The sequence below is a fragment of the Amycolatopsis kentuckyensis genome, from assembly GCF_002155975.1.
Taxonomy (GTDB): Bacteria; Actinomycetota; Actinomycetes; order Mycobacteriales; family Pseudonocardiaceae; genus Amycolatopsis; species Amycolatopsis kentuckyensis.
This window is the reverse complement of record NZ_MUMI01000251.1, coordinates 1-13,169: the sequence shown is the minus strand read 5'-3', so window position 1 is coordinate 13,169 and position 13,169 is coordinate 1. Positions and strand designations below refer to the sequence as shown.

The 13,169-nt window shown below is 69.1% G+C and carries 11 protein-coding genes and 1 pseudogene; 4 read left to right on the top strand and 8 right to left on the bottom strand.

The features are described 5' to 3' along the window. Positions 1-8 precede the first annotated feature (8 nt). The 7 genes from CCN39_RS23955 to CCN39_RS23925 form a co-directional block, all read right to left on the bottom strand. Positions 9-2,621, bottom strand: a complete 2,613-nt coding sequence (locus CCN39_RS23955; protein WP_158104540.1) for an ATP-binding protein — start codon at positions 2,619-2,621, stop codon at positions 9-11. A 403-nt stretch (positions 2,622-3,024) separates the two neighbouring features. Further along, positions 3,025-3,291 (bottom strand): hypothetical protein, encoded by a 267-nt coding sequence (locus CCN39_RS23950; protein WP_208630341.1) that lies wholly within the window; start codon positions 3,289-3,291, stop codon positions 3,025-3,027. Between the two features lie 249 nt (positions 3,292-3,540). Beyond that, positions 3,541-4,362, bottom strand: a complete 822-nt coding sequence (locus CCN39_RS23945) for an aminoglycoside phosphotransferase family protein (protein WP_244210973.1) — start codon at positions 4,360-4,362, stop codon at positions 3,541-3,543. Between the two features lie 156 nt (positions 4,363-4,518). Further along, positions 4,519-6,396, bottom strand: a complete 1,878-nt coding sequence (locus CCN39_RS23940; protein WP_086845507.1) for a CocE/NonD family hydrolase — start codon at positions 6,394-6,396, stop codon at positions 4,519-4,521. Continuing rightward, positions 6,396-7,217, bottom strand: coding sequence for an ABC transporter substrate-binding protein (locus tag CCN39_RS23935; protein ID WP_086845505.1), 822 nt, complete (start codon positions 7,215-7,217; stop codon positions 6,396-6,398). The genes CCN39_RS23940 and CCN39_RS23935 overlap by 1 nt, the downstream gene beginning before the upstream one ends. A 21-nt stretch (positions 7,218-7,238) precedes the next feature. Next, positions 7,239-7,967 (bottom strand): amino acid ABC transporter ATP-binding protein, encoded by a 729-nt coding sequence (locus CCN39_RS23930; RefSeq protein WP_086845503.1) that lies wholly within the window; start codon positions 7,965-7,967, stop codon positions 7,239-7,241. Continuing rightward, entirely contained in the window at positions 7,967-8,716 is a 750-nt protein-coding gene (locus CCN39_RS23925) for an amino acid ABC transporter permease (RefSeq protein WP_086845501.1), read from the bottom strand. Before CCN39_RS23925 ends, CCN39_RS23930 begins: the two co-directional genes overlap by 1 nt. Positions 8,717-8,832: 116 nt before the next feature. Here CCN39_RS23925 and CCN39_RS23920 point away from each other — a divergent pair, with 116 nt between their 5' ends. Both CCN39_RS23920 and CCN39_RS23915 read left to right on the top strand, forming a co-directional pair. Beyond that, positions 8,833-9,909, top strand: coding sequence for an ArsR/SmtB family transcription factor (locus CCN39_RS23920; RefSeq protein WP_086845499.1), 1,077 nt, complete (start codon positions 8,833-8,835; stop codon positions 9,907-9,909). Between the two features lie 24 nt (positions 9,910-9,933). After that, entirely contained in the window at positions 9,934-10,797 is an 864-nt protein-coding gene (locus CCN39_RS23915) for a DUF1963 domain-containing protein (RefSeq protein WP_086845497.1), read from the top strand. 36 nt (positions 10,798-10,833) lie between these two features. On the opposite strand, the gene CCN39_RS23910 is transcribed toward CCN39_RS23915, so the two are convergent. Further along, positions 10,834-12,180, bottom strand: a complete 1,347-nt coding sequence (locus CCN39_RS23910) for an FG-GAP-like repeat-containing protein (protein WP_086845495.1) — start codon at positions 12,178-12,180, stop codon at positions 10,834-10,836. Between the two features lie 190 nt (positions 12,181-12,370). On the opposite strand from CCN39_RS23910, the gene CCN39_RS23905 reads away from it, so the two are divergent. Further along, the gene (locus CCN39_RS23905; RefSeq protein WP_244210972.1) at positions 12,371-12,829 is read left to right on the top strand and encodes a MarR family winged helix-turn-helix transcriptional regulator; all 459 of its coding nucleotides are present in this window, start codon (positions 12,371-12,373) and stop codon (positions 12,827-12,829) included. Continuing rightward, positions 12,826-13,169 (top strand): annotated as a pseudogene (locus CCN39_RS23900) (hypothetical protein); the annotation flags it as partial. The gene CCN39_RS23905 and the pseudogene CCN39_RS23900, both read left to right, overlap by 4 nt.

Genomic DNA, 13,169 nt, shown 5'->3' with positions numbered 1-13,169 from the left:
GCTAAGGCTCAATCGGCTCGTTCTTGCGGTTGCTCGGGCCGGGCGCTCCCGCTCAGGGCTTGCATGCGGGCCACGACACGCGCGGCCTCCACTGTGGACCACCTCTCCAAGATGTCCGCTGCCTGGCGGTACTCTGCGAGTGCAACACCCCAGTCGTTCGAGTGTTCGGCCATGGCGCCGAGCGCTTGGTGAGCTTCGGCCTGGGCGAGGTGTGCCTGCAGGCGGATCGCTCGTTCCAAAGAGCTCCGCACTTGGGCGACGGCTCTCGAGTGCTGCCCGAGATCTTGGTAGGCCTGGCCGAGGAGCACCCCGAGCGGCGCATGGTCGTAGTCGTCCGCGTCGGGCATCGTCGAGAACTGCCGCTCGGCTTCTTCCAGATACTCGATGGCGAGCGCCGGCTCGCCCTGGGTGAGCAATGCCCGCCCGAGGTTCACGAGCGCCCTGCCCAGTCGTCGTGCACCACCTTGTGCGCGTTTCTCCTCCACGACGAGGGAGAGAATGCGGACCGCCTCCGCAGGGTCGGAGCGCAGCGCGAGGAGCCCGAGTCCTTCGCGGACGTTCGTCGCCCCTCGATGGTCGCCGATGCGTTCCCTGATGCGCAGTGCGGTGGCCAGGTGCTCGTCGGCGGCCCCGAGCTCAGCGGCGTCCAGCTCGGCCAAGCCGAGGCGAAAGTAGGCCCTTGCTATGGCGAAGTCGTTGCCCCAAAGGTCAGCCGCTCGTGCGCCGGTGCGGTAGATCAGCAGGCTGGCCCGCTGGTCGACGCGGAACCTCAGTGACCACATGGTGTCGCACAGCTGCCAGCTCAATTCAGGCTGGCCCGCGTCGATCGCCCGCCGGGCTTCGGCCACGATGTTCGGCAACTCTGCTTCCAGCCAAGCCAGGGCACCCGCACGATCGACGAATATCGCTCGTTCGTCGTTGGCAAGCGTGAATTCATAGGGGAGACGGCGGTGCCCGGTTCTCACTGCCCGGTCCGCGGCCTTGGCCCACGTCAGGTACCACTCAGTCATCGAAAGGCTGACCAAAGTTCGCTCGCTTGGGGGAATTTCGGCCTCGGCCCGCTCCCGGGCGAACAAATGCATCAACTCCGGCAGTCGGAAGCGCTGATCGCCTACCTCCTCAAGAAGGTTTGCGTCCAGCAACTCGTCGAGCAGCTCCGTGCTTTCGTCGGCCGGGCGACCCGCCGCGGCCGCCGCTGCACCCAGCGGGAACTCTGGGCGGAGGTGGAGGCCGAGCAGCCGGTAAAGGCGTGATGTTTCCGGCGTGAGGGCCTGGTACGACATGTCGATCACCGTCCATACTGAGAAGTCGTTGCGGATCGAGAGTCTCGCCAGCCGGGTTCGGTTGTCCTGCAACAACGACACCTGAGTCCGCAACGTGCGGTGAGGGTGAGACAGGAGTTGTGCGGCAACCACGGTCAGCGCGAGCGGCATGCCGGCGCAGAACCGGACGAGAGATTCGGCGTGTACGAGCTCCGACAGCACTCTCCTGCGGCCGACGGCTGCGGCCAGGACCTGTACTCCGGTTGCTTCGTCGAGTGGTTCGAGGCGGAGAAACTCGGCTCCGTCCGCAATCAAGCCAGGCAGTTGGCGGCGGGTCGTCACCACGACCAGCCCGGTCGCCGGAAGCAGCTCTCGGACCTGAGCCGCGGATGCTGCGTCGTCCAGCAGTATCGAAAGGTACTTCCGCTGTGTTGCGGTCCTGAAAACAGCTTTTCGTTCTTCTTGCGCTTGTGGCGGAGACACGCCGAGATCGTGCAACAGCCGACCGAGAACTTCGCCAGGCAGTGCATCAGCGCCGAGGTTGGCGTACAGTGACCCGTCGGTGAACCGGTGGCTCAACTGATGCATCCAGTGCAGCGCCAGCGCTGTTTTTCCCATGCCCCCCGGACCGGTGATCACGAAGAGCTGTCGATCGATGCCGTTCACTTTGCGATTGAGTTCGACCAGTTCATCTTCACGACCGGAAAAATGCGCTGGCTTCGCTGGGAGCTGGTTCGGGGTGACCGGACTCGGCAGATCAGGACCGTCGGATGCCCGGATCCAGCCGATCGTGGAGGTTTCCTTGACCTCTATCCGGACTGGGCGATATTCGGTACTCGTCAGGCTGTGCTTGACGACTTCGTCGAAGAACCACGAAGACACGATCAGCGCGATGGTCGCGGGAGTGCGTCTGAGGGCATGCCTGAGCTCATCGGAGTCGATGAGCCGAAAGGTGACGTTGACCGCCGTAGCAGTGACGCCGGTCTCGTCGATGTGCACCTCGCCGGCGTGCAGCGCAACACGTAATCTTATGTTCTGTGCAGGGGGATGGCGTTCGTTGTGACTTTCGAGCGATTGAGCGAGGGAGTCCGGTAAATCGTCCACCAGCACGCTTTTTGGGACCCTGGGGTGAACTAGGATGAGGAGTCCGTCGCCGCAGTCTTCGTGGTGGTCCCACATGGCGTTCATGTTCTCGAACGTGGTTTTCAAAACCGAGTAGAGACCTTGCCGAACGGCCAAGCGGTCGCGATCGGTCCTCGTCGGCGCGCCGAAACCTTCCACGTCCACGACGAGGATCGTCCGGTGTACCGCTTTAAAGGTCATCACACCAGGATGCCTCCGGCGCAGGTACGGGTCCATGCCTCGTGGCTCACCATGGGAACGCCGACGGGGGCCACAGCCACTTGCCGGCTGTGCGAGCCGTGCTGCGAACCCGTGATGGTCGCTACTGAGTTCGCCGTGGTGCTCCTCTGCGTAGGCAAACGTCGGGTGTTGCTCTGTCATGGCCCGCCACCAGCGGTCCAGTCCTGCGTAAGGTCGTCGAAAGTCAAGCTGACCAAGCCTGTTCGTAAACAACGCACCGACGAGGTCGCCCTCAACCGGAGGCGCGATCAATCGGCCGGAGGGTGTCTGACAGGTGTCCCCCTCGCCCGCCGCCGTCGCAGCCATCACAGTCGACACTCCCCGTCGGCCCGATGCCCGTCGAGATCGGTTGCCGGACAGAAACAACTGACAGCGCCTCTGCGGCGGTCATGTTCGTCGTTCACGGTGGCAGGTGGAGAGCGCCACCGTGGTGGATATTCTCAGGCCAGCGGACGCAATCGCGCATGCAGATGTTGTCCGCGCTTGGTCGGGACAGCACGAGCATGGCAACGGTAGAGGTGCCGTTTTCGGCGTTGTCTGCGTCGGGCTTGTCGAACAGCTCGAGGTTGCGAAGGGTCCGGTTGCTCTTGAGCTCGGTCGCTTCGATCTCCCGGCGAATCGCCGCGACTCGTTGCGTACGTTTCTCGGCCTTCGACTCGGGGCGCACGCCGCCTGTGCAGCACCTGTCGATCATGCCGGCTGGGCAGCATGCTGCGTCTCCGCCGTGATCCGGCTGATCGCTGAGCTCACCCGGCCCCATCTCCCGATCGCCCTGGACCCGGCGACGACGAACTCGGGTGCTGGTCCGGAGGACTCGTCGTCCCGGGCGGGTCGTCGGCACGATCGGCCGTGATCCACTGCACCTCCGTCGACGATCGGCCACGACGCGGCGACGGCACGCGGACCGGACGCACGGTCAACACGATTGGCCGCCGAGTCGGTTCAGTGCGGTGGTGAGGAAGGCGTCCCGGCGTTGCCCGAGAACGTCTGCGTCGAGGTCCGATCTGCCCTGGTCGTGGAGCGCCGGGATGCAGAACGCCATGTCGGCCAAGGTAGTCAACGCCGCGGCGACGTCCCAGTACGCGACCTGTTCCGCCCGTCGGCCGGTGGCGCGCTGCCACCCTTTCAGGACCTGGTCGGCGGCGGGTAACCCGAACATCAGGGCCGCGTCGAAGCGTGCGCCGCCGAGGTCTATTCCCGGTGATCCGGCGCCCGCGCAGTCCCAGTCGACCAAGCCTGTGCAGCGGTCGCCGGACCAGAGGGTGTTTCCGAACCACAGGTCACCGTGCACGAAGGCGGTCGGGCCGGTGGGTACGGGAAGTTGTTCCAGGCGTTGTTCCGCAGCCGTCAGCAGTGCGGTGGTGCCCTTTTCCCGGCGTTGGGCGGCGAAGTCGACGTCCGCGATCGAGCGGGTCCGCCGCGGCAGCGCGGCCCGGGGCGCCAACGGGACTGCTTGCAGTGCGGCCGCTGTGGCTCCCAGACCCCGCAGCCGCTCGGTGGAGGCGACCGAGGGGATCCGGCTGTGCCCGGGCAGGACGGTGGTCAGCACCGCCAGCACGCCTGCTCCGGAGCCGTCGAGGTCGGTGGCGATCAGGCGGGCCGCGGGCAGCTGGTGGTCGCCGGCGACCTGCAGTGCCGCGACCTCGGTGGCGAACCGCCGGCGATGGTCGGGATCAGTGGGGTCCCCGAGCCGCAGCACGGCCGCTTCGTGGCGGCCACCCGGTTCGAACGTCAGCAACCACGGATTGGCTCCCTGTCGTAGGCCGGTGGCTGTCGCCACTTGGGCGCCGCCTCCCACCGCGTCGCTCGCCCAGCGCCGGACCTTCTCGGACAGCTCGTCCACCGTGATCACACCCCCGTGTTGCGCGCGTCCAGATCAGCCCGCAGCATCTCACTACTCACCCCGCGAAGACGGCGGCTGAACCGCCTCGGTCGGCAGCACCGCCAGCGTGAGCCAGGATCGCCCGTCGACGTGGACGCGGTTTGTGGCCACCACCTTGCGCCGGTCGCCGACTTCGGGGGCGCCCGTGTTCGTGTTGACGTCGAAGCGGGGGAAGTTGCTGGAGCTGATGTCGAGGCGGATTCGGTGGCCGGCGCGGAAGAGGTTGGCCGTGTCCGGGGCTTCGATCGTGATTTCGTAGACCTCGCCCGGCTCCAGGGGCTCCGGCTCGGCGAAGGAGTTCCGGTAGCGGCAGCGCAGGATGCCGTCGGTGAGGTTCATCGCGAAGCCCTGCGGGTAGTCGGCGCTCGGCGGGTGGACGTCGACCAGCTTGATGGTGAAGTCCGTGTCGGCGGCCGTGGACGAGATGGCGAGCCGCACCGTGACCGGCCCGGTGACCGCCAGGTCGTGCCGCAGCGGCGGGGTCTGGAAGACGAGTACGTCGGGGCGGCTCTCGAGCGGCAGGAACGGCGGTGCCGCGCCGAAGAAGCGCTCGTCCGGGCACTGGTGGAACGCGCCGCCGCTCATCACCGGCTCTCCCGACGTGACCTGGCCACCTAGCGTCGGTACCGGGTGGTGCGGGTCGAAGTCGTACTCCAGGTAACCGCCGTCCGGCGGGGTGCGTGCGAGCGCGCCGTCCGCGCACAGGTGGAACCGCCGGTGCTCGGCGTTCTCCGGCGGCCAGGCCGTCGCGGTGCGCCAGCGGCCGCCGTGGTCGAGCCGTCCTTCGGCGGTTCGGCGCCCGGAGCCGCCGCCCATCAGGAAGTACCGCACCGGCGGCGGGGGTTCGCCCGAATCGGCCAGGTGGGCGTCGAACCAGCGCAGCCGCATCGTCACGTAGTCGTCGTCGAGGTTGCCGTCGAGCGGCGCTTCGGGGCCGAAGTCGACGTCACCGGCGTGACGCGCGCTGCGGGCTCCGTGCGTCCACGGCCCGAGCACCAGGTAGGCGGGACTGTGCTTCTTGCGGCCGAGCTCGCGGAAGTTCTCGGTGGCGGTGCGGATGTAGGGGTCGTACCAGCTGGAGATGTGCAGGCTGGGGACGTCCGGGAAGTGGTCGTAGAAGCCGCGGGCGAAGATGCCGGGCTGCCGCCAGTAGTCGTCGAAGACGCCGTGTTCCCACTGCTGCAGCAGGTAGTTCTCGTAGTCGGGGACGAACCGCAGCGGCGTGGCGCCGCGCCGCCACGGCATCCGGGTGAACCACGCGCGCAGGTCCTCGGAGTCCAAAGTGGCCCGCAGCACCGGGTCGGCGAGGACTTCCGCGCTGGTGCGGGCGCGGTGGAACGCCCAGGTCACCTGCTTCAGCTCGAACGCTCCGCCCATCCGGGTGCCGGCTTCGTACGCGCTGGCGAAGCCGCCGGAATCGAGGAACATGGCGGCCAGGTGCGGCGCGCCCAGCGACGCCAGCGCGGCCTGGGCGTGGGCGGAGTAGGAGACGCCCATCGTCGCGACCCGGCCGTCGCACCAGTCCTGCGCGGCGATCCACTCGACGGTGTCGTAGCCGTCTTCGGCTTCGTTGAGGTACTTCGTGAACGTGCCGCCCGAATCGCCCCGGCCCCGGCAGTCCTGGCGCACGACCAGGTACCCGCCCGCGACGAACCGCTCGGCGACCACTTCGGGCGCCGGCGGGTCGTCCGGCCCGAGCACTCCGTCGGACGGCCGCGCGAGCCGGCGGCCGTAGGGCGTGCGCTCCAGGAGCACCGGCCCGGCGGGTGGCTCCGGCTGCGCGGCGTAGAGGTCGGCGACCAGGGCCGTGCCGTCGCGGGCGGGCACGTCGAGCACCTGCCGCCAGCAGGTCCGGCCGCCGGGCAGGGCCAGCCGTTCCCAGTTCCCCATCAGAGCCCGCCTTCGAACTGCGCGCCCAGCGCCGGCCACGCGGCGACGAGCTGGGGGAGCGGGGCGGTGGTGAAGTACTTGCGGTACAGCCGGGCGTAGGTGCCGTCCGCGACCATCGCGCCGAGCTGCTGGTCGAGCGCGGTCAGCAGCGCCCCGTGGTCCTTCGGCACGGCCATCGACGTCGGGTGCTCCACCGGGGCGGAGGCGGCCCGGCGCAGTGCGGGGTACTGCTTGAGGAAGTGTTCGGCGTCGGGGCCGCCGACGACGAACGCGTCGAGGCTGCCGTTGAGCAGCTGGCTCACCGCGGCGTTGGCGTTGGGGAAGCCGATGGGGACGGCGCCCGGCATCTTCGCCGGGACGAACGGTTCCTGCGTCGACCCGGTCACCGCACCGACCTTCCTCCCGCCGAAGTCGGTGAGCTTCGACGCGGGGTTCTTCGCGGCCGTCAGCACCGCCGTGGTGCTCCAGAACAGCGGCTTGGTGAAGGAGACGCTCTTCTGGCGTTCGTCGGTGACGCCCAGCCCGGCGGCGGCGAGGTCGTACTGGTGGCTGGTCAGCCCGGCCAGCGACGACGTCACCGACGTCGCCTTGTAGTCGACCTTCAGCCCGAGCCGCTTGGCGGCTTCGTCGGTGAGGTCGACGACGAACCCGACCGGCCTGCCCGACGGGTCGCCGAAGGCGAACGGCGGCTGGCTGGTCTGGGTCGCGGCGCGGATCGTGCCGGGTTCGAGCAGGCCGTACGGGTTGTCGGCGGACGAGGAGCTGCCGCAGCCGGCGAGCAGCAGTGCGCCGGCGAACACGGCGATGGCGGTGCGGAACATGGAGTGTCCTTTCCGGACGGTTCAGAGGACGCGGGCGAGGAAGTCGCGCAGCCGCGGGGTTTCCGGGTCGTCGAGGGTGGCGCGGGCCGGGCCCGACTCGGCGACGCGGCCGTCGTCCATGAACACCACGCGATCGGCCACCTCCCGGGCGAAGCCGATCTCGTGGGTGACGGCGAGCATGGTCATGCCCTCCGCGGCCAGCGTGCGCATGACGTCGAGGACGTCCTTCACCAGCTCGGGGTCGAGTGCGGAGGTCGCCTCGTCGAAGAGCATCACCTGGGGTTCCATGGCGAGCGCGCGGGCGATCGCGACGCGCTGCTGCTGGCCGCCGGAGAGCCGGCCGGGCCGTTGCCGCGCCAGGTGCGCGAGGCCCAGCCGCTCCAGCTGGGTCATGGCCGCGGCCTCGGCGGCGTCCTTGCCGAGCCGGCGCACGTGCCGGAGCGCGGCGGTGACGTTGTTCAGCACGCTCAGGTGCGGGAACAGGTTGAAGTGCTGGAACACCATGCCGACGCGGGCGCGGACGGCGTCGACGTCCACTCCGGGACCGGTGATGGCCGTGCCACCGATCCGGATTTCGCCCGCCGTCGGCGCTTCGAGCAGGTTGAGGCACTTGAGGAGGGTGGACTTGCCGGATCCGGACCGCCCGATCACGCAGACGGTCTCCCCGGCGACCACGTCGAGGTCGACGTCGCGGAGCACTTCGATCGGCCCGTACCGCTTGTGCAGGCCGCGCACCGAAACCGCGGACATCAGACCACCGCCTTCGCCGGGACGGAGGCGGCCGGCACGGGGGCCGTGGTGAAGCGGCGGCCTTCGCGCATGCGCCGGTCGAGCCGGTTCACCGCATAGGTGAGCGGAATGGTCAGCAGCAGGTAGCAGAGCCCCGCGGCGACGAGCGCGGACGAGTTGTACGTCGCCGCCTGCCGCTCCTGGGCGATGAAGTACAGCTCCCGCTGGCCGAAGCCGAGTCCGAGCAGGTACACCAGTGCGCTCTCCTTGACGTCGATGATGAACTGGCCGGCCAGCGCGGGCAGGACGTTGCGGACGCCTTGGGGGACGACGACCACGCGCATGGCAGTGAGGTAGGGCATGCCGAGGCTGCGCGCGGCGTGCAGCTGCCCGGCCGGGACGGCCTGGATGCCGGAGCGGAAGATCTCGGCCGAGTAGGCCGCGGAGATCAGCGCGATGGCGAGAACGGCGTAGCCGAGCGGTTCACGGCCGAACGGGCGCAGGCCCGCGGCGGGGAGGCCGACGCCGACCAGGCTGACGGTGACGATCGCGGGCAGCCCGCGGAAGACGTCGACGTAGATCCGGGCGGGCAGCCGGACCAGCCGCCGCCGGGACAGCAGGAGCATGGCCAGTCCGACGCCGGCGACGACGCCGAAGGCGATCGCCAGTGCCGCGATCAGCAGGGTGTTGCGCAGCCCTTCGGTGAGCAGCGCCGGCAAAACGTCGAGGATCTCGCCGAGATCGAAGAAGGTACGGAGGAAGTCGTGCATGACCTGGCCTCTCGGGTCACGGTGGCGGCCGGATTCCCGGAAGGCTAGGTCCGTTTCGCCGCGGTGCCGCCGATGTTTACCGCGACCGCGGTAAACATCGGCTCTAAGCTGGGCGCATGTCCGTGGTGCTGACGGTTCAGGGAGCCCGGGCGGCCGACCTCGTCGCCGGGGTGTCGCCGCTGGCGGAACTCCTCGCCTGCCTGCACTCGATCGCCGAGCCGGAGCACCACTTCGAGGTGCGGCCGTGGCTCACCCGGGTCCGCGCGGACACGTCGGCGTCGCTGCACGCCCGCCTGGACACCTACGCGCCGCTGTGGGCGCGCCGCCGGTGCCGGTTGCTGCTGCCGTTCGAGCTGCCGCTCGGGCAGACGTTCGAGGAGGAGCTGCACCGGGTCGAAGCGCTGCGGCTGGACCTGTTCACCGAGACGGCGGCCGAGGCGATCCACGGTGGGCTGGTCGAACTCGGCGACCTGCTCGGCGATCCGGCCGCCCGGCAGGCGTTCGTGGTCGCGTGCGAGCGGCGGTCGTTCGGCCGCGGCGAGCTGGCCCGCCTCCTCGTCGGCGATCCGGAGGCGTTTCGCGCCGACCTGCTGGACGTCCTGCGCGCGTGCGCCGAGGAGTTCTTCGCCGACGAGTGGGCGCGCGTCGCGCATCGGCTGGAAAGCGAGTGCGTGGCGGTGCGGGCGCGGCTCGGCGCGTTGTCGGTGGCCGAGACGCTGGCGTCGCTGAGCCCGAACGCGGCGGTGCGGCACGAGCCGCCGTCGGTGGTGTTCGACAAGCTCCAGTCCCTGCGCGCCGACCTGCGCGGCCGCCGGTGCCTGCTGGTGCCGTCGGTGCACGCGCGGCCGCACCTGATCGTGAAGGTGGACAGCGCGTTCCCGGTGGTGGTGCACTTCCCGGTCGTGGGTGAGGGCGCCGGTGACACGCTGGCCCAGGTCCGCCTGCGGCTGGCGATCCTCGCCGACCCGGCCCGGTTGTCGCTGTGCCGCCACCTGGTGAACGAGCCGATCACGACGTCCGATCTGGCGGCCCGGACGGGGATGACAGTGCCCCAGGTGTCCCGCCACCTGGGCCGCCTGCGGCAGGCGGGGCTGCTGGTTTCCCGCCGCGACGGCCGGATGGTCCAGCACCGCCTCGACCTGCAGCGGCTGATGCAGCTCGGGGTGGACCTGCTGACCACGATCATGCGGTGACCGTGCCGCGCGCATAATGTCGGGATGAGCTGGGGCAGCTTTGCGGAAGCCCGCGCGAGGGTGCGGGAGCTGTGCGTCGAGCAGCTGGGCGAGCACATCGGGACCCAGGTCGCGGCGCTGGCGAAACCCGGCTTCGGGCTGCGTCCGGTGAAGCCGGGCGTCACCGCGGCCGGCCTCGGCAGGTGGGGCGGTCCGGCGTTGCTGAATCCCGGCACGCCGTGGCCCGAGCACGACGGCGTCCCGCTCAGCCTGTTCGCCGTCCTGGACGTCGATGCGCTCGGCCCCTGGCTCGGCGACGAACGCCCACCCGACGGACTGCTGAACATCTTCTTCTTCGACCCGGACATCCAGCGCGGATACGTGCTCGCGGGCGCGCCCCTCCTGGACCTGGACGACCCGCGATGCTGCCGGATCATCCCGGCGGACCGGGCACTGGCAGTCGAGCAGGCCGCCCCCGCACCGGCAGCGATCCACGCCCCGGAGCCGTTCTGCGCGGTGCCTGTCGTGACATTGCCTTCGATGTACGGAGTCTCCTACGACCCGGTCCTCGACACCGTGGACTACGGCGGGGAGACCGAAGACTCCGTCTACTACCGGTCGATGCCGGGCTGGCTGGCTTCCGACCGCCTCGGCGACTCCTGGCTCGAGTTCTGTGAGCGCGAGCAGGGCCTGTACAAGTACGAGGACGTCTCCTTCTCGCCCGACCAGGCGTTCGGCTGGCCGCACCTGGAGAACAGCTTCCCCCAGCTGAAGGAGCCGTACCGCCACTTCATCACCATCGGCCACCACGACCTCGGCGACGGCGGCTACGTGCACTTCGTCCTGCCGCCGAAGGCGTTCCGGGACGGGGACTACGAGCAGGCAGTCGCCTTGGTCGAGGGTTTCTAGCCACCCGGGCCGCGACTGTTTCTGACGCAGGGCCTCCTACGAACCAGCGCCGAGCCCGTGGATCCAGAGCTGTGGTGGTCCCCAGAACCCGGAGCCGGACGAGGTGTCGACGTACCAGTCGCCTCCTGAGGAGAAGAAGGTCACCTCGTCGGCCATGCCGTCGCCGTTGACGTCGGCCACGAATTGGTCGGTGGAACCGCCACCCTGGCCGTAGGCCCAGTAGGTCGGCTGCCAGAAGCCGGATCCTGACGAGGTTCCGGCTTCCCACGTGCCCGAGGTGTAGTAGTAGGCGATGTCGGCTCGGTGGTCGCCGCTGATGTCGGCGGCAACCTGGTTGGCGCTGTTCATGCCGTGCCCGGCCGACCACTGCCCGGGGTAGCCGAAGCTGCTGCCGGTGGACAGGCCGACATACCAGTTTCCGGACGAGGCGAAATAGACCGCGGCGTCCGCCTTCCCGTCACTGGTGAAGTCCCCGACCAGTTGCCGGCTGCTTCCGTAGCCGTGGCCTTGGATCCACCGCGTGGGCGGCCAGAAGCCACTGCCCGAGGAGGTCGAGACGTACCAGTCGCCGGTGTTGGCGTCGAAGGTGACGAGGTCGGCCATGCTGTCGCCGTTGACGTCGGCGAGGAACTGCTTGCTGGTGCCTACTGCCTGACCTGCGGCCCACTGTGCCGGTGACCAGAAGCCACTGCCGGATGACAGCGATACGTACCAGTTGCCGGAGGTGGCGAAGAAGGACACCAGGTCAGCCATGCTGTCGCCGTTGACATCGCCCAGGAAGTACCTGCTCGCGCCGACTGAGTGGCCGAAGCTCCATTGACCGGGGTTTCCGAAGCTGGTTCCGGTGGAGAGGCCGACGAACGCCGACCCGCTGTCGCGGTACATCACGACGGCGTCGGCCTTGTGGTCACCGTTGACGTCTCCCAGCAGGCGAGTGCCGACATCCGCGATGTCGCGCGCGTGGATGTAGTGGAACATCGACGCGGCGACGCGGCGCTCGTTGTACGTGCCGGTGTAGTTGTAGTTGTACTCTTCGACCGTGATCGTGCCGTCGCCGTTCACTGCTTCGACCCACGCGACGTGCCCGGACGATTCGGCGATCGCGCCGACCCCCGGGGTTCCGTTCACGGCGTACCCGTGCGCGGAGAACCAGGAGCCCCAGTTGCCGGCATGGCCGATGGCCGTTGGCATCTCGAATCCGTTGCGCGCGTGCAGCCGCCATGCGACGAAGCTGGTGCACTCACGGTTGTAGTACCCCCACGAGTCGCTCGTCGAGTCCTGGGCGGCGTTACGCCACTGCGACGGGTAGTCGTCCGTACCCGCTCTGGCCATCGGCGCGAGAACCAGCCCCGCGAGCAAGGCGATGGCCAGTGCGATCAGCATCCGTCTTCGACTCACTACGTCCTCCAGTCCGCAGGAACCCGGCTGAGCAAGGTCGCTCGCCGGACGTCGGGACGCACATTGCTCGCCTGAAACCAGCCGATCGGCGTAGTGGGATGCCCAGAGTCAGCTGTCGCCGCACCCTGACCGGAAGATGCATAAAGGATTCATATAAACCTGCTATGCTTCGGCCGTGGGTCGCCGAGACGCCGTGCGCGGCACTTCAGATGCCATCGGGGCGGCCCTCTACGGGCTGGCCACCAGGGCCGTGAGACGTCTTCCCCGTGACCTGAGCCTGACGTCCGCCGCCACCTTGGCCACCCTGGACAAGACCGGCCCGCGACGGATCACCGATCTGGCGGCCGCCGAGGGGGTCACCCAGCCCGCGATGACCGTTCTGGTCCGGGTGATGGAGGAATCCGGGCTGGTCGAACGGAAGGGGGATCCGTCCGACAAGCGGGTCACGCTGGTGTGCCTGACCGAGGCCGGCGCGTCCTACGTCCGGAGGCGACGTCAGGCGGGCGTTGACGCGTACGCGCGATTGATCGATGAACTCACCGGCGACGAGGTCGAGGCCCTGGCAGCGGCCCTGCCGGCGCTGCTGCATCTGGCGGAGCTCGAAAACCACGCCCGAGAGGGCGCGGAGCGGTGACCTCGGACCAGCACCTGAGCACTTCCCCGCTGCGTTCCGGGGCACGACTGCTGGTCCCCGCCCTGGTGTTCGTCGCCCTGGTCGTGGCGGCGGTCGCCAGCCTCGGGACGCCACTCATCACCAGCGTGGCGACCACGTTCCACGTCTCCCTCGACAGCGCGCAGTGGACGCTGACCATCGCCCTGCTCAGCGGCGCCGTTGCCACACCCGTCCTCGGCCGGCTCGGCGCGGGGCCGCACCGGCGGGCCGCGATTCTCGCCACGCTGGCGATCGTCGTCGTCGGCAGCGCGCTCACCGTGCTGCCGCTGCCGTTCGCCTGGCTGCCCGTGGGCAGAGCGGC